This window comes from Amycolatopsis sp. NPDC051045, from assembly GCF_040682955.1.
Classification (GTDB): domain Bacteria; phylum Actinomycetota; class Actinomycetes; order Mycobacteriales; family Pseudonocardiaceae; genus Amycolatopsis.
This window is the reverse complement of the sequence record NZ_JBFBCC010000014.1, coordinates 25701-49531: the sequence shown is the minus strand read 5'-3', so window position 1 is coordinate 49531 and position 23831 is coordinate 25701. Positions and strand designations below refer to the sequence as shown.

Below are 23831 nucleotides of genomic sequence, written 5' to 3'. Positions count from 1 at the left end.
GTGCGAACTGGTCCACGGGTATGGTCCAGTCACATGACGAAATCGTGGTCCAGTTCCGGCCTCGACGTCCACCTCGGCTGGCAACCGTCGACGGGCCGGGCCGGCCTCGCGGCGGCGATCCGCGCGGCCATCCGGGACGGCCGGTGGCAGGCGGGCGCGGCGGTGCCCTCGACCCGGGCGCTCGCGCACGACCTGGGCGTCGCCCGCGGCACGGTCACGCGCGTGTACGCCGATCTCGCCGCCGAGGGCTACCTGCGCACGGCCCAGGGCGCGCCGACCCGGGTGGCGACGGCGGGTTCGCTCCCCCAGTCCGCGCCGCGGCAGGCGCCGCGGGACCCGGCGCCGCGCTGGGACCTGCGGCCGGGCCGTCCGGACCTGACGGCGTTCCCCCGGCAGGCCTGGATCACCGCCACCCGCCGGGCCCTGCTGCGGACCCCGGCGTCGGCACTCGGCTACGAGTCGGAGCTGGGCGCACCGGAGCTGCGGGACAGCCTCGCCGGCTACCTGGCGCGGGCCCGCGGGGTGGTCGCCGACCCGGCGCGGATCGTGGTGTGCCACGGGTTTTCGCACGCCATCGCCGTTCTGTCGCGGGCCTTTGGCACCTTGGGTATCGGCGAGCTGGCGTTCGAAAACCCTTCCCTGGGGTTGTACCGGTCGATCGCGGCGGCGCAGGGGCCGCGGGTGGTCGGCGTGGACGTCGACGAGCACGGGCTCGACGTGTCCGCTGTGGACAGTCCGGCGGTGGTCGTCACCCCGGCGCACCAGTACCCCACCGGCGTCACGCTGGCCCCGCCCCGCCGTGCGGCGCTGGCCCGCTGGGCGGGTGACTCGGGGGCGTTCGTGCTGGAGGACGACTACGACGGCGAGTTCCGCTTCGACCGCCAGCAGGTGGGAGCACTGCAGTCCCTCGCGCCGGAGCGGGTGGTGTACGCGGGCACGGCCAGCAAGACGCTCGCACCGGCCCTCCGGCTCGCCTGGCTGGTGCTGCCGCGGTCACTGGTGGAGCCGGTCCGCGCGGCGATGGCCGACAGCGGCTCGCGCCCCGCGCTGCTCACCCAGCTGGTACTGGCCGAGCTGATCGACTCCGGCGCCTACGACCGGCACATCCGCCGCAGCCGCACGGAGTACCGCTCCCGCCGTTCGCGGCTGCTGGCGGCCCTGCCGGATTCGGTGCGGCCGCACGGCATCGCGGCGGGCCTGCACCTGCTGCTGATGCTCCCGCCGGACGGCCCGTCCGAGGCCACGGCCCTGGCGGCCTGCCGCCGCCGCGCGATCGGCATCGAAGGCCTGGGCAGCTGCTGGATGGATGAGAACCGCCCGGGCGGCCTGATCGTCGGCTACGCGGCCACCCCGAAACACGCCTTCGCCGGCGCAACCCAAACCCTGGTGGACGCCCTCTGGGAAATCACCCCCTAACCCCCGCCAGTCCCGCCCCCAATCACGCGAGTTCCGTCCCCCATCACGCCAGACCCGTCCCCCAACCCGTGTGATGCCCCTCCAAGCACGCAAGATGCCCGCGGGCCACCCCACCGGAGCGGCCCGCGACCACCGTCGGAACCAGCGGTCCGGCCGGGCTCAGAACCAGCAGTCCGGCCGGACGCGGAGCAGTTCCGTCCGCAGCACCGGCGTGCCGTCGACCGGCGCCGGGTCCTCCGCGGTCGGCTGGATCCCCCCGGCCGCGACCCTGTCCAGCGTCTTCAGCCCCTCGGCACCGACCGTGCCGAACACCGTGTAGTTGGGCCGCAGCGCGGAATCGCCGTACACGACGAAGAACTGCGAGCCGTTCGTGTCCGGCCCCGCGTTGGCCATCGCGAGCAGGCCGCGCGCGTAGACGCGCCGGGCACCGGTCGGGTCGGTCGGCGCCGGCGGCAGGTCCACCGGCAGCTCGTCCTGGTACTTGTACCCCGGCCCGCCCTCGCCGGTCGCGGACGGGTCACCGCACTGCAGCACCTTCAGCGTCGGGTACGCGGTGAGCCGGTGGCACACCGTGTGGTCGTAGAACCGGTGCCGCGCCAGGTGCAGGAAGCTCTGCACGGTGCACGGCGCCTTCGCACGGTCGAGCCGCAGCGGCAGCGCGCCCTGGCTGGTCGGGATCGCGACGCCGACCTTGCCGTGGCTCGGCGTGTGCCGCGGGTCGGGTGGCAGCGGCACCGGCCGCGCGGGCGGTTCGTCCGGGGTTTCGGTGTACCGGCAGGGCCCGTGGGTCGTCTTCGGGGGCGGGGCGTCGGCCGCCGTGGCGACGCCGTTCCCGGCCACGAACAACGCGCCCGCCGCCAGCGCGGTGACGAGTGTCTTCTTCATCCTGCACGCCCTCCCAGTGATCGCCCGGTTCCGGAGCGCCCTGCAGTCTAGGGCCCGGCACCGACAGCCAGAACCGGCGAAAGTCGCCCCTGTCAGCCGGTCGGGTGAACCTCGGCGCCCACACCCCGGAAATTGTCGGACCCCCGGCGCACGATGGTCAGCACGCGGCAAACCCGCCGCACCAGAGGGAGGGCATCATGGCGTCTTGGCGAAGACCTGTTGCGGTGGCACGGTTTCTGCTCGTCCGGCTCGCGTCGGCGATCCGGGCGGCGTCAGCCTCGCAGGTCCGCGATCAGTTCCTCGGCGGCGGCGAACGGATCCAGCTCCCGCGCCACCACTCGCTCGGCGGCGCCGGCGAGCCGTCCCCCGCCGCGCAGGTCCACCAGCTCGGCGCGCAACCGCCGGAGCGCGATGGCCTCGACCTCGTCGCGCGCCCGGGCCACCCGGCGCCGGGCCAGCTCGTCGTGCGCCACCAGCCAGTCGTGGTGCGCGGCCAGCGCCCGCACGACCTCGTCCACGCCCTCGCCCTTCGCCGCGACGGTCCGCACGATCGGCTGGCGCCAGCTCGGCCCCCGGATCTCCCGGCGCGCCAAGGAAATCATCTGCTTGAGGTCGTGCACCGTGGCGTCGGCGCCCTCCCGGTCCGCCTTGTTCACGACGAAGACGTCGGCGATCTCCAGCACGCCGGCCTTCGCGGCCTGGATGCCGTCGCCCATTCCCGGTGCGAGCAGCACCACCGTGGTGTCGGCCAGCTTCACGACGTCCACTTCGGACTGCCCGACCCCGACGGTCTCGATCAGCACGACGTCGAAGCCGGCGGCGTCGAGCACGCGCACCGCCTGCGGAGTCGCCCACGAGAGCCCGCCGAGGTGCCCGCGCGTGGCCATCGAGCGGATGAACACGCCGGGGTCGGTGGCGTGCTCGGTCATCCGGATCCGGTCGCCGAGCAGCGCCCCGCCCGAAAACGGCGAAGACGGGTCGATCGCGAGCACCCCGACCCGTTTGCCCTCCGCGCGCAACGCCGTGAGCAGCGCCGATGTCGAAGTCGACTTGCCGACGCCGGGCGGTCCGGTGAGCCCGACGACCCGGGCCCGCCCGGTGTGCGGGGTCAGCGCCCGCGCGATGTCGGCGACGCGGGGGTGGGCGTCCTCGACGAGCGACAGCAGCCGCGCGACGGCACGGGGCTGTCCGTCCCGCGCGCGGCCGACGAGGTCGTCGAGGTCGAGTGGTCCGGCCACTTACGCGGACGGGACCCGCAGCAGCAGGGCGTCGCCCTGGCCGCCGCCACCGCACAACGCGGCCGCGCCGAGCCCGCCACCGCGGCGGCGCAGCTCGTGGATCAGGTGCACGGCGAGCCGGGCGCCGGACGCGCCGATCGGGTGGCCGAGGGCGATGGCGCCGCCGTTGACGTTGACCTTCTCCGGGTCGAGGCCGAGCTTCTCGGTGGAGACGAGCCCGACCGCGGCGAAGGCCTCGTTGATTTCGACGAGGTCGAGCGCGTCGGCGGTCAGGTCCGCCTTGGCCAGCGCGGCGAGGATGGCGTTCGACGGCTGCTCGTGCAGGCTCGCGTCCGGCCCGGCGACGACCCCGTGGGCACCGATCTCGGCGAGCGGCGTGATGCCGAGCTCTTCGGCCTTCGCGCGGCTCGCCACGACGACAGCGGCGGCGCCGTCGGAGATCTGCGAGGCCGAGCCCGCGGTGATGGTGCCGTCGGAGGCGAAGGCGGGGCGCAGCTTGGCGAGGCCTTCGGCGGTGGTGTCGGCGCGGACGCCCTCGTCGGTGTCGAAGACGACCGGGTCGCCCTTGCGCTGCGGGATGGAGACCGGCGCGATCTCGTCGGCGAAGTAGCCGTTCTTGATCGCCTCGGCGGCGCGCTGGTGGGAGCGGGCGGAGAACGCGTCCTGCTGCTCGCGGGTGACGCCGTAGCGGGAGTTGTACTTCTCCGTCGAAGAGCCCATGGCGACCTGGTCGAAGGCGCAGAAGAGACCGTCGTAGGCCATGTGGTCGACGAGGGTGGTGTCGCCGTACTTGAAGCCGGAGCGGGACTTGGGCAGCAGGTGCGGCGCCTGGGTCATCGACTCCTGGCCGCCGGCGACGACGAGGTCGAACTCGCCGGCGCGGATCAGCTGGTCGGCGAGCGCGATGGCGTCGAGGCCGGAGAGGCAGACCTTGTTGATCGTCAGGGCGGGCACGCTCATCGGGATGCCCGCGGCGACCGCGGCCTGGCGGGCCGGGATCTGGCCGGCGCCGGCGGTCAGCACCTGGCCCATGATCGTGTACTGCACCGCGTCCGGGGAGACCCCGGCGCGTTCGAGGGCCGCCTTGATCGCGACCCCGCCCAGCTGAGCTCCCGTGAAGTCCTTGAGGGAGCCCAGCAGGCGCCCGATCGGCGTACGGGCGGCACCCAGGATCACGGAACCGGACACGGCGTCCTCCAAGCATCGGCGCATGGGCAGTTTTCCCGACCATACCCGGGAGCAGGGCTTCTTGATGGAGCCAGTGTGAGGCGGGGCACGCGACTATTCCGGCTCACCGCGGTGCGCGGGCCCCCTATCCTGCCTCCATGAATGACGCCCTGCGGCCGTTCGTGACGGCCATCGACCACGTCGGCATCGCGGTCCCGGACCTGGACGCGGCCATCGAGTTCCACCGCGCGCACTTCGGCCTGGAGGTCGCACACGAGGAGGTGAACGAGGAGCAGGGAGTGCGGGAGGCGATGCTGCGCGCGCCCGGCACGGCGGGCACGGAGACCCAGATCCAGCTGCTGGCCCCGCTGCGCGAAGACTCGGCGATCGGCAAGTTCCTGGGCAAGAGCGGCCCCGGGTTGCAGCAGCTGGCGTATCGAGTGTCCGATGTGGACGCCGCCGCGGCGGCCCTGCGGGAAAAGGGCCTGCGCATGCTGTACGAGGAGGCGAAGCGGGGCACATCGAACAGCCGGGTGAACTTCGTCCACCCGAAGGACGCGGGCGGCGTCCTGGTGGAACTGGTGGAGCCGGCCAAGGACGCAACGGCGCACTGACCCCCGCCGACCCGTTCGGGAGCAAGGGTTTCGGCGCAACGGACCGGCGCGGAGCCGCACGCCCGTGACGAGAAGCGGGCGCGCGGCCGTGAGCTCGGGCGGCCGGCCAGGACACGGGCGAGCGCCGGCACGCCGGCGGAATCCGGAGCGCCGCCTTGGCCGCAGCCACCCCGGACCGAGCTGCGCGCGGGCACAGGTCGACGCGAACGCCCGGCGACCGAGGCCTCCGCCGGAGCAGGCGCGCAGGCCGGCCAAGCGCACCCAGCCCGGCCAAGTGGGCACGCCCGGCCAAGCCAGTGCCGCCCGACCAAGTGAGCACGCCCGGCCAAGCCGGTGCGCCCAGCCACGCCGGTGCGCCCAGCCACGCCGGTGCGCCCAGCCACGCACGCGGGATGGGCCAACAGGCGATCCGGCCAAGTGGGCACGCCCGGCCAAGCCGGTGCGCCCGGCCACGCACGCGGGATGGGCCAACAGGCGATCCGGCTACGCGGGCACGCCCGGCCAAGCCGGTGCCGCCCGACCAGGCAGGCGGGATCGGCCAGGCGGTGGGGATCGGCCAGCAGGCGATCCGCCAAGCGAACGCCACCCGGCCGAGCTATGCAGGCGCGGCCTTGGAGGCCAGTGCGTCGGCGATGAACGTCAGCTCGCCGTCGAACTCGGCCGGCAGGTCGTCGTCCGAATGCCGGGCCGTTGCGTGCCGGTGGCTGACCGCGCGGGCCAGCAGGCCCGATGCGCGATCCACGTCGGCCGCCGGTAGTCCGCCGCCCGTTGCTGCGACGATCACCGCGCGGACCTGGCGCACCAGCACCTGGAAGCGGTCGTGGAGCGCGTCGCGGACCGCGTGATGGGTGTCGGCCTCGCGCCACAGCAGGTGCGAGAGACCCAGTGACCGGCTGAAGCGGTGGTCGAGTTCGCGGACGAGCCGCCGCAGGCTGCCCGCGAGGTCGCCGGGGACGACGACCACGGCCGGCTCGATGCGTTCGTCCGGCAGCCGCTCGACGAGCGCGGTGAGCAGGTCCGACTTGTGGCGGAAGTAGTAGTGCACCAGCCCCTTCGGCACCCCGGCCCGCTCGGCGATGCGAGAAGTCGGGGTGGCGTCGAAGCCGGACTCGGCGAAGAGCGCCTCGGCGGCGCAGAGAATGCGCTCCTTCGCCGAATCCTCGGTCATTCCCGTGCCTCCTGCGTCGTCAGTGCTGGCCTGCCGTGCGGTGCGCGGCGGTCGCGACCGGCATCGCTGCCGCGCCGGCGATGACCGTCAGCACCCCGGCGATCCAGGACGTCCAGGACGCGCCGTTGAACTCGGTGTACCCCATCACCCACGGCGCGATGAAGAGCAGCACGCCGAGCGCGATCTGGATGCCTTCGCCGTAGACCATGCCCGGCATCGCCAGCGAGACCAGGCCGTCGAGTGCGATCAGCGCGCCCAGGACGACCATCGTCCACATCGCGGTCGTGTCCGTGCTCAGCCAAAGGGGTGAAAGAGCGGCGACGACCCCGATGACGACCTCGGCCCAGTCGTGCGGCCGGGACCACGCGCGCGTAGAGACTTCACTCATTCGTGCTCACCTCCGTCGGTGAAACTGCTGGTCGGGTGGGTGTACCCGCCGTCGATGATCCGCTTGACTGGCCGGCCGGTCAAGACTGATGGGTCACAGTTCGACCTGTAACCGTGCTGTCCGTCTCGTACAGTTGTGGGCGCGTGTTACCGGCGAGTAATTTCTGCCGCCAACGTTGACCCCCATCTCCGCGGAGGAACCGATGACGCAGCTCGGCGAGATCCAGCAGGCCATCCTGACCGGCGAGTCCGCCGCGGTCGGCTCGTTGCCCGTGCCCGAGAGCTACCGCGGGGTGACCGTGCACGCCGACGAGGTCGACATGTTCGAGGGCCTCGAGAGCCGGGACAAGGACCCCCGCAAGTCGCTGCACGTCGACGACGTCCCCGTGCCGGAGCTCGGGCCGGGGGAAGCGCTGGTCGCGGTGATGGCGAGCGCCATCAACTACAACACCGTGTGGACGTCGATCTTCGAACCGATCCCGACGTTCAAGTTCCTCAAGAAGTACGGGAAGCTCTCGCCGCTGGCCAAGCGGCACGACCTGCCCTACCACGTCGTCGGCTCCGACCTGTCCGGCGTCGTGCTGCGCACCGGCGTCGGCGTGCACAACTGGAAGCCGGGCGACGAGGTGGTCGCGCACTGCCTGAACGTCGAACTCGAGAGCCCGGACGGGCACAACGACACGATGCTCGACACCGAGCAGCGGATCTGGGGCTTCGAGACCAACTTCGGCGGGCTCGCCGAGCTCGCGCTGGTCAAGGCCAACCAGCTGATGCCGAAGCCGGACCACCTGACCTGGGAAGAGGCCGCCTCCCCCGGCCTGGTCAACTCGACCGCCTACCGCCAGCTCGTCTCGCGCAACGGCGCGGACATGAAGCAGGGCGACGTCGTCCTGATCTGGGGCGCTTCGGGCGGCCTCGGCTCCTACGCGACGCAGTACGCGCTGAACGGCGGCGCCATCCCGGTGTGCGTCGTGTCCAGCCCCGAAAAGGCGGCGATCTGCCGGAAGCTCGGCGCCGAGCTGATCATCGACCGCAACGCCGAGGACTACAAGTTCTGGAAGAACGAGCACGAGCAGGACCCCCGGGAGTGGCAGCGCTTCGGCGCGAAGATCCGCGAGCTGACCGGCGGCGAGGACCCGGACATCGTGTTCGAGCACCCGGGCCGGGAGACCTTCGGCGCGTCCGTCTACGCCGCGCGCAAGGGCGGCACGATCGTCACGTGCGCGTCGACGTCGGGGTACATGCACCAGTACGACAACCGCTACCTGTGGATGAACCTGAAGCGGATCATCGGCTCGCACTTCGCGAACTACCGCGAGTCGTGGGAGGCGAACCGGCTGATCGCGAAGGGTCTGATCCACCCGACGCTGTCGAAGACCTACGCGCTCGAGGAGACCGGGCAGGCCGCGCTGGACGTGCACCGCAATGCCCACCAGGGCAAGGTCGGCGTGCTCGCGCTCGCCCCGGAAGAAGGCCTCGGCGTCCGCGACGAGGAGAAGCGCGCGAAGCACCTCGACGGGATCAACGCGTTCCGCGGCGCCTGAGCCGCGTCGCACGCAGGTGGTCCCGGACGCCGGATCACCTGCGTGCGAGCAAAATCGCTCGCCGCAGCAGACGGCACGCTCGGCGCACTGCACGGGTGCTCACCCTTCCGTGACCCGGCTGCGACTACGGTAGGGCCATGAGCCTTGGCGATGAACGGGAGCTTGTGCCGCTGGGAGCCGGCTTCGACGTGGCGAAGCGCGGGTACAGCCGAGCGCAGGTCGACGAGCACCTCGAACGGCTGGACGCCGATCTGAAGATGCTCACCGCGGATCGGGACGCCGCCATCGCGCAGGCCGGCGACCTGGCCCGGCAGCTGGAGATCGCGCGCGGCGAAATCGCGGACCTGCGCGGGCAGGTCGACCGGCTGGCCCAGCCGCCGACGAGCGTCGAAGGCCTGTCCGAGCGGCTCCAGCGGATGCTGCGCCTGGCGCAGGACGAGTCCGCCGACACCCGCGCCCGCGCCGAAGCCGAGGCCGGGCACATCCGGGCCAAGGCCGAGACGGACGCGAGCGCCATGCGCGCCCGCTACGAGCAGCTGCTCACCGAGCTCGACCTGCGGCGCAAGGAGATGGAAGCCGAGCACCGCAAGGTCCTCGAAGACGCCCGCGCGCAGGCCAAGGAGATCACCGACCAGGCCGAGGCGGAGCGCAAGCGGCTCGACACCGAGTCCCAGGAGCGCCGCACCAAGGTCGAAGAGGACTTCGAGATCGCGATGGCCTCGCGCCGCACCGAGGCGATGCGGGTGCTGGCCGAGCAGGAGGCGGCGAGCAAGGCGGAAGCCGCGCGGCGCGTCCAAGAGGCCACCCAGGACGCCGCCGACATCCGCGCGAAGATCATCGAAGAGGAGAAAGCGGCGAAGGCGGACATCGACCGCCGCCAGCGGGAGTCGGTCGCGGACGCGAACAAGCGCCGTCAGGATTCGCTCAACGAGGCCAACGCCCGGCTCGCGGAGGCCGCCGACGAGGCGCGGCGCCGCGTGACGTCGGCGACCGAGGAGTCGAACCGGCGGATCACCCAGGCGAACGAGCGGGTCGACGCGCTGCGGAAGGTGCGCGGCGGGCTGGCCGAGCAGGTGCGCGCGGCGCGGGCGGTGCTGGCCGAGGCGCACACCGTTCTCGGCGACGACGTCAAGGTGCCCGCCGACGTCCAGGCCGACCTGGTGCCGGACAAGACCGGCAAGCCGGACGCGGGCACCGGGGATGACACCGAGAAGACGGTCCGGGTCACCGACGTCGAGGAGACGATCCGGATCCGCGCCGCCGACGTGCCGAAGCCGAAGACCGCGGCCAAGCCCGCCCCCAAAGCGGCGCCCAAGCCGGCCCCCAAGCCCGCGCCGAAGCCGGCTTCCCGGCCGAGCGGAGCGCAGAAAGCGACTGGCGAGTAACCTTCCACCCGACAGGGCGCGGACGGGCCTGCTCGGTCGCTGACGACCGGCTATCGTCCCTGCTCACGCGGGATCACCTGGAGGTTTTGCGCATGGGTGCGGCATATCGGACCGTGGTGGTGGGCACGGACGGCTCGGAGTCCTCGTTCGCGGCGGTGGACCGCGCGGCGGCGGTGGCCGGCGACGCGGGCGCCACGCTCGTCATCGCGTGTGCGTTCTACCCGGCGAGCCAGTCCGACGTCGACAAGGCACAGGACGTCCTCGGCGAGGAGGCGTACCAGGTCGTCGGCTCGGCGCCGGCTGAAGACACCCTGCAGTCGGCGCGGGACCGGGCGGCGCGCGCGGGCGCCGAAAAGATCGACACGGTCGCGGTCAAGGGCGACCCGGTCGACTCGCTGCGCAAGGTGGTCAAGGAGCGCGAGGCCGACCTGCTGGTGGTCGGCAACCGCGGGCTCAACACGATCGCCGGCCGGATCCTGGGCTCGGTGCCGTCCGAGGTGGCCCGCAAGTCCGGCGTGGACGTGCTGATCGTCCACACCACCTGACGTGACCGATCCGAGCGAGGAACTGCAGCAGCGGCTCGAACGCGTCCTGCTCGGCGGCCGGCGGAAGTACACCCGGCTCGAAGTGGCGGAGAAGGCCGGCGTGCCCGAAGAGCGGTCACGCCGGCTCTGGCGCGCGCTGGGCTTCGCGACCGTAGGCGACGACGAGGTGGTCTTCACCGACGCGGACGTCGAGGCGATGCGGACCGCCGACCAGCTGGTGCAGTCGGGGCTGATCGACCCGAGCATCGAGGTGTCGGTGACGCGCGCGCTCGGCCAGCACCTGTCGCGGCTGGCCGAGTGGCAGGTCGACATGCTGTGGGAGCTGATCAAGGAGCAGCCCGAGCTGGGCCGCAGCGAGCGCCAGGTGACCCGCCTGGTCGACCGGTTGCTGCCCGAGCTCGAGCGGGTGCAGAACTTCGTCTGGCGCCGGCACCTGGCGGCGTACGCGGGACGGGCGTTCGCCGCGCCGGAGGAGCACCTGGAGACCCGCACCGAAGTGGTCGGCTTCGTCGACATGGTGGGCTACACCCGGCTGACGCGCCAGATCGACGAGGAAGAGCTGAGCCGGGTGCTCGACGCGTTCGAGACGCTGGCGACCGAGGTGATCGCCGAGCACCACGGCCGGGTGGTGAAGATGATCGGCGACGAGGTCCTGTTCGTGGCGGACTCCCCGGTCGACGCGGCGGAGATCGCCCTGGTGCTGACCGAACGCACCTCGGCGGACGACGGGCTGCCGGCGGTCCGCGCGGGCATGGCCTCGGGCCGCATCCTCTCGCGCTTCGGCGACGTGTACGGATCAGTGGTCAACTTGGCGGCCCGTCTGACGTCGGTGGCCCGCCCGGGCACGATCCTGGTCGACCGCGAGCTGGCCACGGAGCTCGCGGAGGAGAAGGCGTACGAGCTGCGCGCCCGCAGGCCGGTGACGGTCCGGGGCTACAACCGCCTCCGCCCGGCCGCGCTGCGCCGGGCGAGCGAGGCACCGACCGGGATGTTCGCGAGTTCCCAGCAGTTGGCGGCGGAGATGCTGGGCCTGGCGGATCCGGCGGTCCGGGAGGAGCGCGACGCTCCGCCGGAGGACCAGGGGATCGAACCGCGGCCCCGCCGGCGCCGGCGCCGCAGGCTCTGACGGCGATCCCCGAGTCGGTAGACTCCTCTCCCTCGCGTGGACGAGGTGGGGAGGTGCGCGTGGCCGGAGCCGATGCGCTTCGCCGGGAACACGGCACGGGTGGCGCCCGCGTGACCCAGGTGTTCCTCTCGTACGCCAAGGAGCCCGACGACCCGTCTCATCAGGAGTCCGTGCTCCGGCTCTGGGAGTTCCTGCGGTCTTGCGGTATCGACGCCGAACTCGATCTGGGCAACGCCTACGAGCGCCGGGACTGGGCGTTGTGGATGGCCGAGCAGATCCGGGAAGCCGACTACGTCCTGGTGATCGCTTCCCCCGCGTACCGCCGCAGTGCCGAGGGCCGCGGCGAAGCGCACGAGGAACCCGGCGTCCAATGGGAAGCCCGGCTGATCCGCGAGGCCTACTACGCCGACCGGCACGCGGTGAAACGGATCGTTCCGGTCGTCCTGCCCGGCCGGTCCGCGGAGGGCGTGCCGGACTTCCTGGCCCCGGCCACCTCCACGGTCTACGCGGTCTCGGACTTCACCGTCGAAGGCGCCGAAAAGCTTCTGCGGCTGCTGACGGACCAGCCCGAATTCGTCCCGCGGCCGCTGGGTGCCATTCCGGTGCTGCAGCCGCGGCAGGTGCCGCCGCCCGGCCCCGTGACGCCACGACCGCAGCCGGCCCCAGCCGTCCGGAACGTGGTCACCGGGGACGTCAACGGGGTCGTGATCCAGGTGGGGAACGCCGGATCCGTGACGGTCCCCGGCACACCCGGCATCCGGATCGGCGAAGGGGCCGATCCGCGAACCGAGCGAGCGTTCGAGGACGCTTCCCGGCGAGCTGGGGGCCGCTTGGGCGCGCCCACCGGTCGGGCCTACCCCGAGGGACCCGGCTTCGTCCAGCACTTCACCGGATCCGGCGGAGGCGGCGCGGTGATCTGCGCGGTCGCCGGCAAGCCGGCCGTGGTGGTCGCCGGGCCGGTGTGGGACGACCTTTCGGGCGTGCCGGGTTTCCCGGACGGACCCGGGTTCCCGGTCACGGACGGCACCGATGCCGCCGCCCGGGTGGTCGACCTCGACGGCGGAGCCTGGAAGAAGGGGGGCCTGCACCGCGACCCCGCGACGGGGTCGGCGTGGTGGCACCCCGAACCCCGGCTGAGCAGGAACGCCCGAGAGGCTTTCCGGCTCCCGGTGGCCGGGCGTGCAGACCTGACGGTGCGCGCCGTCGCCACCTTGCCGTGGCAGCTCGACGACGACGCCGAGATCACCCGGCGGACCCGCGTCCTGATCGAAGCGGCGCTCCCGGAGGCTCCGATCAGCACGCTCCTCCCGGCGTTGTCCCTCCTGCGGCGGGCCCGGACCGCCCCGGTCCGGTGGGAACGGGCAAGCGGGCCGGACGTCCGCCAGACCGGACAGGACGCCCGGTACGACTGCACCGTGCGCAGCCCGGCCGGCGGGGGCACAGCCGTGCGCGCGGTCGCCCGCATCCTGCTTCCCGCCGGCCGGCCGTGGGCGGTCACGGTTTCCGTCGAGTTCCAGGCGAACTTCGCGGCGTGGGCCTCGGCGCGGCCGGGCGGGACCGCCGCCGATCTCCGGGTCACGGCGAACGAGATCGTGGAACTGTGGACGGCGGCGTGGCACACCGCGACCGTCGTGGTGCCCGGTGCGCTCGTCCCCGACCCCGAGTGCGCCGCGCTGCTGGCGCCACCGGCGGTCGAACTGCACGTCAAAGCGGACACCAGCCTGCCGGCCGTTGCCGACCTCTCGGTGTTCGGGAAGCCGACCGGACTGCCGGGCCCGGAGGGAGCGGCGACCGTGGTGGCCCCGATCGGGCTCGGCCGCACCGAGCGGCGCGCCTGGGCCGCCCGCGCCTTGACCCGCATGGCCCGCGACTGGGGCTTCGCGGACGCCGAGGAGGCCGAGCCCGGCGAGCCGATCCGGTAAGGCGAACTCAGGCGTCGAAGTCCACCGTCAGCGTCTCCGAGACCGGGTACGACTGGCACGTCAGCACGAACCCCGCCTCCACCTCCGCCTTCTCCAGCGCGAAGTTCCGCCGCAGATCCACCTTCCCCTCGGTCACGCGAGCCCGGCACGTCCCGCACACCCCGCCCTTGCAGGCGAACGGCAGATCCGGCCGGAACTTCTGCGCCCCGTCGAGCACCGACGACGAGCGCGGCAACGTCATCGGCGTCGAACGGCCGTCCAAGACCACCGACACCTCCGAGGACTCCCCCGCCACCGCCGGATCGAGGTGCTCCACCGGCGCCGGGGGCGTGTCCACGTAGAACAGCTCCTGGTGGATGCGCTCCCGCGGCACGCCCAGCGACGCCAGCAGCTCCTGCGCGCCCGACACCATCTCGAACGGGCCGCACAGCCACCAGTGGTCGACGGAAGACACCGGCACCAACGAGGAGAACAGCGTGCGCAGCTTCGGGACGTCCAGCCGGCCCGTGAACAGCTCCGCCTCGCGCGGCTCGCGCGACAGCACGTGGATCAGCTCCAGCCGGGACGGTGCCCTGTCCTTCAGGTCCGCCAGCTCGTCCGCGAACATCACCGTGTCCGTGCGGCGGTTGCCGTACAGCACCGTCACCGTCGCCGTGGACGACTGCAGCAGCGAGGACACGATCGACAGCACCGGCGTGATACCCGAACCCGCCGCGATCAGGACGTGGTGGCCGCCCTCCGAGAGGTCCGGGGTGAACGAGCCCGTCGGCGGGGCCACCTCGATCGTGTCGCCCGGGCGGACTTCGTTCACCAGCCACGACGAGAAAAAGCCGTCCGGGACCAGGCGGACGCCCACCCGTGGTGCCGCGCCCGCCGGGGCGCAGATCGAGTACGACCGGCGCTCGTCACGGCCGTCGATCGCGCGCCGCAGCGTCAGCGACTGGCCCGGTTTGAACGCGTACTCCGAAGCCAGCGGCGAAGGCACGTCGAACGTCACCGCGACGGCGTCGTCGCACAGCCGCTCGACCCCGGCCACCGTCAATTCGTGGAACCGCGCCACCTCAGATCTCCTTGACGTGTTCGAACGGCTCGAGACAGGCGCGGCAGCGCCGCAGCGCCTTGCACGCCGTCGCGCCGAAGCGGGACTGCTCTTCGGTGTCCGCGGAACCGCAGTGCGGGCACAGCACCCGCGACACCGGCGCCGACAGCGTCAGCGGGATGGGACCCGATCGCCGCGGGGCCACGCCCGGCGGCGCGATCCCGGCCGCGGCCAGTTTTTCGCGCCCCGAAGGGGAAATCCAGTCCGACGTCCACGCCGGCGACAGCTGCGTCCGGATTTCGACGTCCTCGTAGCCCGCCGAAACCAGCGCGTGCTCCAGGTCGTCGCGCATGGTGTCCATCGCCGGGCAACCCGTGTACGTCGGCGTGATCGCGACGACCACGCGGCCGCCGGACTCGGACACCGAGCGCAGCACGCCCAGGTCCGCCAGCGTCAGCATCGGCAGCTCCGGGTCGGTGACCGTGGCGGCCACCGCGGCCGCGGTCACCACTTCGCGTCCGGCATCGCCCGGGCGACGCTCTGCAGCTCCGCCAGCACGTACCCCATCTGCTCGGTGTGGACGCCGTCGCGGCCCGTCCGGCCCGACACGCCCGCCAGCTCGCCGACCGAAGGCACCGAAAGCGTCGCGGCGGAAACCGCCTGGTCGACCACCGCGTCGAACTCGGGCCGCAGGGAAGCCGCGTCCACGAACTCCGTGGGGTGCGTGCGGAACAGCTCCCCCACGTACGGCCAGACCGCGTCCAGGCCGTCCTGCATCCGCGAGTGCGACAACGATGTTCCGTCACCCAGGCGAACCAGCCACTGCGCCGCGTAGTCGCGGTGGTAGGTCACCTCCTTGACGCCCTTGTCCGCGATCGCCGCCAGCACCGGGTCCACCCCGCCCACCAGCCGCTGCAGCAGCGCCAGCCGCCACGTCGAGAACACGAACAACCGCGCGATCAGGTGCCCGAAGTGCCCGCCGCCCAGCTCCGCGAGCCGGACGTTGCGGAACTCGTTTTCGGCGCGGACGAACGCGAACGAGTCCTCCGTGCGCGACGAGCCGTCGGCCTTGCCGGCGCGGGCCAGCAGCAGCCGCGCCTGGCCGAGCAGGTCCAGGGCGATGTTGGCGATGGCGACCTCGTCCTCCAGCTCGGGCGCGTTGGTGCACCACTCCTGGAGCCGGTGGGAGAAGATCAGCGCGTCGTCGCCGAGCATCAGGCAGTACGCCGAGAGCTGCGCGGCGTCCACCCCGGACGGCACCGAAGTGTCCATGCCGGACAGCGGGTCTTCGAAGCCGGTGCCGAACGCCCAGCGGGCGTCGTTCTCCTCGGTGATGGCCTCGTACACGTTGTCGAAACTCATATGTGCGGCACATCCTCGGGAATGTCGTAGAACGTCGGGTGCCGGTAGACCTTGTCGCCGCTGGGCGCGAAGAACGGGTCCTTCTCGTCGGGCGACGAGGCCGTGATGTCCGCCGCGCGCACGACCCAGATGGACACGCCTTCGTTGCGGCGCGTGTAGAGGTCGCGCGCGTGGTGCAGCGCCATCACGTCGTCGGCCGCGTGCAGCGACCCGACGTGCACGTGGTTCAGCCCGCGCTTGCCGCGGACGAACACCTCGTACAGCGGCCAGTCGTGCTTGATCGGCCCCGGGGCCGCGGGGACGCCTTCCAGCGGGACGGCGCCGTGGCCCCCTTCGGCGGTCAGGTCGCTCACTCGCGCTCCTTCTTCTTCGCGTGCGCCACGGCGGCTTCCCGCACCCAAGCGCCGTCTTCGTGGGCCCGTCGCCGGTGCGCGATCCGCTGCGTGTTGCACGGCCCGTTGCCCTTCAGCACGTTCTTGAACTCGTCCCAGTCCACCGGGCCGAAGTCGTAGTGCCCCCGCGCGGCGTTCCACTTCAGCAACGGGTCCGGGAACGTGACGCCGAGGGCCTCGGCCTGCGGCACCGACATGTCGACGAACCGCTGCCGCAGCTCGTCGTTGGTGTGCCGCTTGACCTTCCACGCCATCGACTGCGCGGTGTTCGGCGAATCGGCGTCCGGCGGCCCGAACATCATCAGCGACGGCCACCACCAGCGGTTCACGGCCTCCTGGACCATCTCCCGCTGCTGCGGAGTGCCCTTCATCATCGTCATCAGCAGCTCGTAGCCCTGCCGCTGGTGGAAGGACTCCTCCTTGCAGATCCGGATCATCGCCCGCGCGTACGGCCCGTAGGACGACCGGCACAGCGGCACCTGGTTGCAGATCGCCGCGCCGTCGACCAGCCAGCCGATCACGCCGACGTCGGCGAAGGTCAGCGTCGGGTAGTTGAAGATCGACGAGTACTTCTGCCTGCCGGTGATCAGCTTGTCGGTCAGGTCCGCGCGGTCCGCGCCCAGCGTCGCCGCGGCCGAGTACAGGTAGAGCCCGTGGCCGGCCTCGTCCTGCACCTTGGCCAGCAGGATCGCCTTGCGCCGCAGCGACGGCGCCCGCGTGATCCAGTTGCCCTCCGGCTGCATCCCGATGATCTCCGAGTGCGCGTGCTGCGCGATCTGCCGGATCATCGTCTTGCGGTAGCCCTCGGGCACCCAGTCGCGCGGCTCGATCCGCTGGTCGCGCTCGATGGTGTGCTCGAACTGGTCTTGAAGCTGTGTCCCATCCAAAGTCACGGCTGCTCCTTCGAAACCAGGGTCAGGACGTCGTACTTGGCCACGGACTCGCCGTCGGCGTTGGTGACGTCGGCGTCCCAGCGGACCTCGCCGTAGTCCTGGTCGATCCGCGGCGTGATCTGCTTCGCGGTCAGCGTCACCGTCAGCGAGTCCCCGACCTTGACCGGGGTGAGGAACCGGAGGTTCTCCAGGCCGTAGTTGGCCAGCACCGGCCCCGGCTCGGGCGAGACGAACAGCCCCGCGGCGAACGAGACGACGAGGTACCCGTGCGCGACGATCCCGCCGAACAGCGGGTTCGCGGCCGCGGCCTCGGGGTCGGTGTGCGCGTAGAACGTGTCGCCGGTGAACTCGGCGAAGTGGTCGACGTCTTCCTGCGTGACCGTGCGCGGCCCGGCGACCACGGAGTCGCCGATCTTCAGCTCGGCCAGTGACTTCCGGAACGGGTGGACGTCACCTTCGGTGCGCGGCGCGCCGGTGACCCACCGGCCGGTGACCGCCGACAGGACCGCGGGCGAGCCCTGCACGGCGGTGCGCTGCATGTGGTGCAGCACGCCACGGATGCCGCCCATCTCCTCGCCGCCACCGGCGCGGCCGGGACCGCCGTGGACCAGCTGCGGCATCGGCGAACCGTGCCCGGTGGACTCCTTCGCGTCGTCGGCGTCGAGCACCAGCAGGCGGCCGTGGAACGGCGCCGCGCCGAGGACGACCTCGCGCACGAACTCCCGGTCCGCGGACACCACGGACCCGGCGAGGCTGCCGCCACCCCGCGCCGCGAAGTCGACGACCTGCGCGGTGGACGTGTACGGCATCAGCGTCGAGACCGGGCCGAACGCCTCGACCTCGTGCGGTTCGGAGCGTTCGGGGTCGGCCTTGAGCAGCACCGGCGAGATGAAGGCGCCGCGCTCGGCGTCGGCGTCGACGACCTCGACGCGCTCGGGGTCGCCGAACACGACGCTCCCGGCGTCCAGCAGCGCCTTCAGCGACCGCCGGACCTCCTCGCGCTGCTCCAGGCTCGCCAGCGCACCCATCCGGACACCCTCGGCGGTGGGGTTGCCCACGGTGACCTTCGCGAGCCGCTCGGACGTCGCCGCGGCGACGTCGTCGAGCAGGGAAGCGGGCACGAACGCCCGGCGGATCGCGGTGCACTTCTGCCCCGCCTTGACCGTCATCTCGGTGACCAGCTGCTTGACGAACAGGTCGAACTCGGTCGTGCCCTTGACCGCGTCCGGGCCGAGGATCGAGCAGTTCAGCGAGTCGGCTTCCGCGTTGAACCGGACGGCGTGGCGGATGATCGCCGGGTGGGTCCGCAGCTTCTGCGCCGTCGACGCCGACCCCGTGAACGACACCAGGTCCTGCGCGGTCACGTGGTCCAGCAGGTCGCCGACGCTGCCCGCGACGAACTGCAGCGAACCCTCGGGCAGGATCCCCGACTCGATGATCAGCTCGACCAGCCGCGCGGTCAGGTAGGCCGTCGAGCTCGCCGGCTTGACCAGGCTCGGGACGCCGGCGAGGAAGGCGGGCGCGAACTTCTCCAGCGGACCCCAGACCGGGAAGTTGAACGCGTTGATCTGCACGGCGACCCCGCGCAACGGCGTCGCGATGTGCTGCGCCACGAACGTGCCCCCGCGCGAAAGCGGCTCGACGTTGCCTTCGACGTAGACGGTGTCGTTCGGCAGCTCGCGCTTGCCCTTGGAGGCGTAGCTGAACAGCACGCCGATGCCGCCGTCGATGTCGAACTTCGAATCACCCAGCGTGGCACCGGTCTTCGCGGAGAGTGCGTACAGCTCGTCGCGGTGCTCGCGCAGGTGCGAGGCCAGCGCCTTGAGCAGGGCCGCACGCTGGTGGAACGTCAGCTCCCGCAGCGCCGGACCGCCCACCCGGCGGCCGTGCTCGAGGGCGGCCGCGAAGTCGATCCCCGCCGACGAGATCCGGGCGACCTCCTCGCCGGTGGCCGCGTCGTGCAGCGGGACCCCTCCGTCTGCCGCCGTGTGCCACCCGCCCGAGACGTAGCTGCGCAGCAATGCCATCAGGTCCGACCCTCTCACCGAATTACCTACCGTACGTTCAGTTAATCGCATGGTATCCGCTGCGGCCGGAGATCGGAAGGGCGAACGCTTGACACCGGCCCCGACCACTGCCTTTACTGAGCGGCACCGCGAGGCGACCGTCCATTCGGTCAGTGAGGACGGAGGGGTGCATGACCAACGCCGCGCACGCGATGTTCGCCGCCGACGAGGCCTCCCGCGCGCTGGGCATCGAGCTGGTCGAAGCGGGCGACGGCCGGGCCGTCGCGACCATGACGATCACGCGCGCGATGGTCAACGGCCACGACATCGCCCACGGCGGGTACGTCTTCCTGCTGGCCGACACCGCGTTCGCCTGCGCCTGCAACACCCACGGCCCGGTGACGGTCGCCGCGGGCGCGGAGATCTCCTTCGTCGCGGCCGGCCGGCTCGGTGACCACCTCGTCGCCACAGCCACCGAGCGCACCCGCTACGGCCGCAACGGCATCTACGACGTCACCGTGCACCGGGAAACCCCCGCGGGGCCCGAGGTCGTCGCCGAATTCCGCGGCCGCAGCCGCGTCCTCTCCGCGAAACGGGACGAAGCATGATCGACGCCGACCCCTCCGCCGACGAGCTGGCCACCCTCCAGCTCGGACGTCTGCAGTGGACGCTCAGGCACGCCTACGCGAACGTTCCGGCGTACCGGAAGAAGTTCGACGAGGCCGGCGTCCACCCGGATGACTGCAAGGACCTGGCCGACCTGGCGAAGTTCCCGTTCACCACCAAGCAGGACCTGCGCGAGAACTACCCCTTCGGCATGTTCGCCGTGCCGCAGGAGCAGGTGCGGCGCATCCACGCCTCCAGCGGGACCACCGGTAAGGCCACCGTCGTCGGGTACACCGAGCAGGACATCGACACCTGGGCGACGGTGATGGCCCGCTCGATCCACGCCGCGGGCGGGCGGCCGGGGCACAAGGTGCACGTCGCCTACGGCTACGGCCTGTTCACCGGCGGGCTCGGTGCGCACTACGGCGCCGAAAAGCTGGGCTGCACGGTGATCCCGGCCTCGGGGGGGATGACCGCGCGGCAGGTGCAGCTGATCACCGACTTCCGGCCCGAGGTCATCATGGTGACGCCGTCGTACATGCTCACCCTGCTCGACGAGTTCGAACGGCAGGGCATCGACCCACGCTCCAGCTCGCTCAAGGTGGGGATCTTCGGCGCCGAGCCGTGGACCGAGCAGATGCGCGCCGAGATCGAAGAGCGGTTCGCGCTCGACGCCGTCGACATCTACGGGCTGTCCGAGGTGATGGGCCCGGGCGTCGCGCAGGAGTGCGTCGAGACGAAGGACGGCCTGCACATCTGGGAAGACCACTTCTACCCCGAGGTGATCGACCCGTACTCCGAGGCGGTCCTGGGCAGCGGCGAGACCGGTGAGCTGGTGTTCACGTCGCTGACCAAGCAGGCGCTGCCGATCATCCGCTACCGCACCCGCGACCTGACCGAGCTGAACCCGGGGACCGCGCGCCCGGCGTTCCGGCGGATGGCCAAGGTGACCGGCCGCACCGACGACCTGATCATCCTGCGCGGGGTCAACGTCTTCCCGACGCAGATCGAGGAGATCGTGCTCCGGACGGCCGGGCTGAGCCCGCACTTCCAGCTCGTCCGGTCCACGCGCGGCCGGCTCGACCACCTCACCGTGCGGGTGGAGGCGCGCCACGACGCTTCGGCTTCCTCACGGGCGGAGGCCGCCGCTTCGCTGGTGAGCGGCGTCAAGGACGGCGTCGGCGTGACGGTGTCGGTGGAGGTCGTCGAGCCGGACACCCTCGAACGGTCCATGGGCAAGATGCGGCGCATCGTCGACCAGCGGGAGAAGCCGTGACGACACCTCGGCGCGGGCGCCCCGGCTACGACCTCGAATCGCTGCTGCAGGTGGCGGTGAAGCTGTTCAACGAGCGCGGCTACGACGGCACGAGCATGGAAGACCTCTCCCGCAAGCTCGGCATCACGAAGTCGGCGATCTACCACCACGTCCCCAGCAAGGAAGAACTGCTGCGGCTGGCGGTGGACCGGGCCCTCGACGGGTTGTTCGAGGTCGCGTCGGAAACGGCCCGGCTCGACGGGCGCGCGATCGACCGGCTGGAGCACCTGGTGCGCGGCAGCGTGCTGGTGCTCGCCGACCGGCTGCCGTTCGTGACGCTCTTGCTACGCGTGCGCGGCAACACGAAAGTGGAACGGGCGGCGCTGGCGCGGCGGCGCGAATTCGACCGCCTGGTGACCGACCTGGTGAAGCAGGCCGAAGCGGAGGGCGACGTCCGCCCGGACGTCGACCCGGCGGTGACGGCGCGGCTCGTCTTCGGCATGGTCAACTCGCTGATCGAGTGGTACAAGCCGCGGCGCGGCTCGTCGGCGGCCGAGGTCGCGGACGCGGTGTGCAAGGTGGCCTTCGAGGGCCTGCGCACCGGAACGTGAGCCGCTGCACGGCCCGCACGCGGTCCCAGGCCGGGCGGGTCACTCCTCCGCGTTCTGCGGCGGGCGGCCCGCCTGCCACAGCAGGGCCTCGCGCAGCTGGCCGATGAGCCGCTCGTCGTCCGCTTCGGACGGGTCGACGCCCAGCGGGATCCAGCGCTCGGACACCTTCTCGCCCCGGTCGTAACTGGAGATCACGATGCCCGAGTACGACAGGGACGCTTCGTCCGCGCAGTCGCCGTCGGGCAGTGGCTCGTCGGCTTCGAAGCCGACGTCGAAGCTGACGTGGCGGTGCTGCAGACGGACGCTCACCCAGCGCCCGGCCGGCCGGGTCGGCGCGCCTTCTTCGGTCATCTGGTCCTACCCCCGGTCGCGGTCTCAGCCGTCTCGTCGCATCCGGGTCCCGGGAAGTTACCGGCGAGTTGTTCCGGTTGCGTAACGACAAAGGTTGGCGCGAAACACCGCTTGGCCGCCACCGGAGTCACTCTTTTGACAACGGGTCAACTACTTGTTGACAGCGTGCCGGTGCCCGGCGAGGCTGGGCGCATGACCAGTGGGACCCGGCCCCGCCGCCGCCGGCTCGAACCGGCCGAGCGGCGCGCGGAGATCCTCGCCGCCGCCCGGCACCTGTTCGGCGCCGGCAGCTACGCGTCGGTGTCCACTTCGGACATCGCCGAGGCGGCCGGGGTGGCGCGCCCGCTGATCAACCACTACTTCGGCGGGAAGCGCGAGCTGTACCTGGAAGTGGTGCGGCAGATGATGATCGTGCCCGCGCCGGTCACCGAAGCGCTGCCGGACACCACGATGGAGCAGCGGCTGGCGATCGGCGTCGAGCGGTGGATCGAAGTCGTGGACCGCAACCGCGACGCGTGGCTGACCGTGATCGGGCCGGAGGCGGCCGGACGCGACCCCGAGATCGAGCGGATCATGCTGGAGGCCGACGAGATCGCCGCCGACCGGGTCCTGGAGGCCGCGCTGATGACCGGCGTGACCGAGGGGCGCGAAGAGCTGCGCGCGATGATCCGGTCGTTCGGCGGGATGCTGCGCGCGGCGTCGCGGGAATGGCTGATCCGCGGCACGCTCGACCGCGTGGCCCTGCGCACCTTCCTCACCGATGCGCTCCTCAACCTGCTGAAGATCACCTACCCGGCGGTCCTGGCCGGCCGGCGCGGAAGCGACGGGCGAACGCCGCCGGCGTCATCCCCGTCCAGCGCTTGAACGCGTGGATGAAGCTGGACGCCTCGGCGTACCCGAGCCGGTAGGCGACGTCCTCGACCGACAGCACGCCGGTGTCGAGCAGCTCTTCGGCGAGCGTCTGGCGGACCTCGTCGACCAGCGCCCGGTAGCTGGTCCCGGCTTCGGTCAGGCGGCGGCGCAGGGTGCGCGTGCTGAGCGTCAACTGCCGGGCGATCTCGTCCATGTGAGCGTCGACGCCGCCGAGCCGGACCAGGCGTTCCCGCACCTGCTGGGAAACGCCCGAACGCTGCCGTCGTCGGGCGACGAGCGCTTCGCACTGCGCGGCGCACAGGGCGACGGTCTGGTCGTTGGCCTGCGGCAGCGGCCGGGTCAGCAGCGCGGGGTCGAGCGTCGCGCGGCAGGCGTCGGCACCGAAGCGCGGCAGCACGCCGAACGCGGCCAGGTACGAGTCCGGTGTGGACGCTTCGTGGCGGAAGGTCAGCTCGTCCAGCGCGATCCCGGGCAGCAGGTCGCGCATGACCGCGAAGATCGCGGCGAGGTCGCGCAGGACGAGGAACCGGGCGACGTCGGCGGGCACGCGGCTGTCGTCGAGCTCCAGCGTCAGGCGGTCGGCGCCGAGGACGACGTGCGGGATGCAGAACGCGAAGCTCAGGTCGAAGTAGCGGAGGGCGAACAGCATCGCGTCGCGCAACGTCGGGCTGCTGATGCAGGCGAAGCCGAAGATGCCGAAGGTGGTGACCCGGTAGCGGCGCCCCAGCTCCAGCGCCGTCGCGTCCGAACCGTCCAGGCCGGCCAGGGCCCGGACGACGGCGAGCTCTTGGCGCGCGTCGACCTGAACGGAGGGGTCGGCGAGGAGCTCCGGCGTGAGCGTGGTCGCGACGAGCAGCTCGCCGGCGGCCACGCCGCGTTCGGCGGCGAAGCGGGTCATCAGCTCGATGCTCGCGGTGCCGCGGGGAAAGTCCCAGTCCCCGACGGCGGGCGCGGCGAGCTCGGCCATGGCCGGAATTCTGGATCACCGGGGGAGAACGTGTCCAATCGAGGACCGGAACTGTCCTCGGTGGTCGTTAGGGTGGCGG

Annotated in this window: 24 protein-coding genes; 11 read left to right on the top strand and 13 right to left on the bottom strand. The window is 71.9% G+C overall.

The window, feature by feature from the left end:
- Positions 1–33 precede the first annotated feature (33 nt).
- A complete protein-coding gene (locus AB0M80_RS28970) occupies positions 34–1416 on the top strand; it encodes a PLP-dependent aminotransferase family protein (protein ID WP_364571274.1) in 1383 nt (460 codons plus the stop codon).
- A gap of 159 nt (positions 1417–1575) precedes the next feature.
- Here the strand turns inward: AB0M80_RS28970 and AB0M80_RS28965 are convergent, their stop codons facing one another.
- The 3 genes from AB0M80_RS28965 to AB0M80_RS28955 form a co-directional block, all read right to left on the bottom strand.
- The gene (locus tag AB0M80_RS28965; RefSeq protein WP_364571273.1) at positions 1576–2301 is read right to left on the bottom strand and encodes a peptidylprolyl isomerase; all 726 of its coding nucleotides are present in this window, start codon (positions 2299–2301) and stop codon (positions 1576–1578) included.
- Positions 2302–2573: 272 nt separating this feature from the next.
- Positions 2574–3539, bottom strand: a complete 966-nt coding sequence (meaB, locus tag AB0M80_RS28960; RefSeq protein WP_364571271.1) for a methylmalonyl Co-A mutase-associated GTPase MeaB — start codon at positions 3537–3539, stop codon at positions 2574–2576.
- Positions 3540–4727 (bottom strand): acetyl-CoA C-acetyltransferase, encoded by a 1188-nt coding sequence (locus AB0M80_RS28955; protein WP_364571269.1) that lies wholly within the window; start codon positions 4725–4727, stop codon positions 3540–3542.
- A gap of 137 nt (positions 4728–4864) precedes the next feature.
- Between AB0M80_RS28955 and mce the strand changes: the two genes are divergently transcribed.
- A complete protein-coding gene (gene mce, locus AB0M80_RS28950; protein WP_364571268.1) occupies positions 4865–5320 on the top strand; it encodes a methylmalonyl-CoA epimerase in 456 nt (151 codons plus the stop codon).
- A gap of 595 nt (positions 5321–5915) precedes the next feature.
- On the opposite strand, the gene AB0M80_RS28945 is transcribed toward mce, so the two are convergent.
- Positions 5916–6488, bottom strand: a complete 573-nt coding sequence (locus AB0M80_RS28945) for a TetR/AcrR family transcriptional regulator (protein ID WP_364571266.1) — start codon at positions 6486–6488, stop codon at positions 5916–5918.
- A 19-nt stretch (positions 6489–6507) separates the two neighbouring features.
- Entirely contained in the window at positions 6508–6876 is a 369-nt protein-coding gene (locus tag AB0M80_RS28940; RefSeq protein WP_364571264.1) for an SPW repeat protein, read from the bottom strand.
- Positions 6877–7078: 202 nt separating this feature from the next.
- On the opposite strand from AB0M80_RS28940, the gene ccrA reads away from it, so the two are divergent.
- From ccrA to AB0M80_RS28915, 5 genes are all read left to right on the top strand, one after another.
- Entirely contained in the window at positions 7079–8419 is a 1341-nt protein-coding gene (gene ccrA, locus AB0M80_RS28935; protein WP_364571262.1) for a crotonyl-CoA carboxylase/reductase, read from the top strand.
- Between the two features lie 164 nt (positions 8420–8583).
- Positions 8584–9804, top strand: a complete 1221-nt coding sequence (locus AB0M80_RS28930) for a chromosome segregation protein (protein ID WP_364571688.1) — start codon at positions 8584–8586, stop codon at positions 9802–9804.
- Between the two features lie 92 nt (positions 9805–9896).
- Positions 9897–10349 carry a universal stress protein gene (locus tag AB0M80_RS28925; RefSeq protein WP_086838234.1) on the top strand — a complete coding sequence of 151 codons (453 nt, stop codon included), beginning with the start codon at positions 9897–9899 and terminating at the stop codon, positions 10347–10349.
- 1 nt (position 10350) lies between these two features.
- The gene (locus AB0M80_RS28920) at positions 10351–11475 is read left to right on the top strand and encodes an adenylate/guanylate cyclase domain-containing protein (protein WP_364571260.1); all 1125 of its coding nucleotides are present in this window, start codon (positions 10351–10353) and stop codon (positions 11473–11475) included.
- A gap of 59 nt (positions 11476–11534) precedes the next feature.
- Positions 11535–13397 (top strand): toll/interleukin-1 receptor domain-containing protein, encoded by a 1863-nt coding sequence (locus tag AB0M80_RS28915; RefSeq protein ID WP_364571258.1) that lies wholly within the window; start codon positions 11535–11537, stop codon positions 13395–13397.
- A 7-nt stretch (positions 13398–13404) separates the two neighbouring features.
- On the opposite strand, the gene paaE is transcribed toward AB0M80_RS28915, so the two are convergent.
- The 6 genes from paaE to paaZ all read right to left on the bottom strand — a co-directional run bounded on the left by paaE (position 13405) and on the right by paaZ (position 19110).
- Positions 13405–14457, bottom strand: coding sequence for a 1,2-phenylacetyl-CoA epoxidase subunit PaaE (paaE, locus tag AB0M80_RS28910; RefSeq protein WP_364571256.1), 1053 nt, complete (start codon positions 14455–14457; stop codon positions 13405–13407).
- A 1-nt stretch (position 14458) separates the two neighbouring features.
- Positions 14459–14947 carry a 1,2-phenylacetyl-CoA epoxidase subunit PaaD gene (paaD, locus tag AB0M80_RS28905; protein WP_364571254.1) on the bottom strand — a complete coding sequence of 163 codons (489 nt, stop codon included), beginning with the start codon at positions 14945–14947 and terminating at the stop codon, positions 14459–14461.
- Complete coding sequence (gene paaC, locus AB0M80_RS28900; protein ID WP_364571253.1) at positions 14941–15798, bottom strand: 1,2-phenylacetyl-CoA epoxidase subunit PaaC; 858 nt, start codon at positions 15796–15798, stop codon at positions 14941–14943. The genes paaD and paaC overlap by 7 nt, the downstream gene beginning before the upstream one ends.
- Positions 15795–16079 carry a 1,2-phenylacetyl-CoA epoxidase subunit PaaB gene (paaB, locus tag AB0M80_RS28895; protein ID WP_364571686.1) on the bottom strand — a complete coding sequence of 95 codons (285 nt, stop codon included), beginning with the start codon at positions 16077–16079 and terminating at the stop codon, positions 15795–15797. Before paaB ends, paaC begins: the two co-directional genes overlap by 4 nt.
- A 68-nt stretch (positions 16080–16147) precedes the next feature.
- A complete protein-coding gene (gene paaA / locus AB0M80_RS28890) occupies positions 16148–17083 on the bottom strand; it encodes a 1,2-phenylacetyl-CoA epoxidase subunit PaaA (RefSeq protein WP_364571251.1) in 936 nt (311 codons plus the stop codon).
- Positions 17080–19110 (bottom strand): phenylacetic acid degradation bifunctional protein PaaZ, encoded by a 2031-nt coding sequence (gene paaZ, locus AB0M80_RS28885; protein WP_364571249.1) that lies wholly within the window; start codon positions 19108–19110, stop codon positions 17080–17082. Before paaZ ends, paaA begins: the two co-directional genes overlap by 4 nt.
- A 170-nt stretch (positions 19111–19280) precedes the next feature.
- Here paaZ and paaI point away from each other — a divergent pair, with 170 nt between their 5' ends.
- From paaI to AB0M80_RS28870, 3 genes are read left to right on the top strand one after another with little or no spacing between them, the layout of a single operon-like run.
- The gene (paaI, locus tag AB0M80_RS28880) at positions 19281–19697 is read left to right on the top strand and encodes a hydroxyphenylacetyl-CoA thioesterase PaaI (protein WP_364571247.1); all 417 of its coding nucleotides are present in this window, start codon (positions 19281–19283) and stop codon (positions 19695–19697) included.
- The gene (gene paaK / locus AB0M80_RS28875; RefSeq protein WP_364571245.1) at positions 19694–20971 is read left to right on the top strand and encodes a phenylacetate--CoA ligase PaaK; all 1278 of its coding nucleotides are present in this window, start codon (positions 19694–19696) and stop codon (positions 20969–20971) included. Before paaI ends, paaK begins: the two co-directional genes overlap by 4 nt.
- Entirely contained in the window at positions 20968–21561 is a 594-nt protein-coding gene (locus AB0M80_RS28870; RefSeq protein ID WP_364571243.1) for a TetR/AcrR family transcriptional regulator, read from the top strand. The genes paaK and AB0M80_RS28870 overlap by 4 nt, the downstream gene beginning before the upstream one ends.
- Before the next feature lie 39 nt (positions 21562–21600).
- Here the strand turns inward: AB0M80_RS28870 and AB0M80_RS28865 are convergent, their stop codons facing one another.
- Entirely contained in the window at positions 21601–21912 is a 312-nt protein-coding gene (locus AB0M80_RS28865; RefSeq protein WP_364571241.1) for a hypothetical protein, read from the bottom strand.
- Between the two features lie 192 nt (positions 21913–22104).
- Between AB0M80_RS28865 and AB0M80_RS28860 the strand changes: the two genes are divergently transcribed.
- The gene (locus AB0M80_RS28860) at positions 22105–22776 is read left to right on the top strand and encodes a helix-turn-helix domain-containing protein (RefSeq protein WP_364571239.1); all 672 of its coding nucleotides are present in this window, start codon (positions 22105–22107) and stop codon (positions 22774–22776) included.
- On the opposite strand, the gene AB0M80_RS28855 is transcribed toward AB0M80_RS28860, so the two are convergent.
- A complete protein-coding gene (locus tag AB0M80_RS28855) occupies positions 22697–23752 on the bottom strand; it encodes an AraC family transcriptional regulator (protein ID WP_364571237.1) in 1056 nt (351 codons plus the stop codon). The two genes, AB0M80_RS28860 and AB0M80_RS28855, sit on opposite strands and share 80 nt — an antisense overlap.
- Positions 23753–23831: the final 79 nt, after the last annotated feature.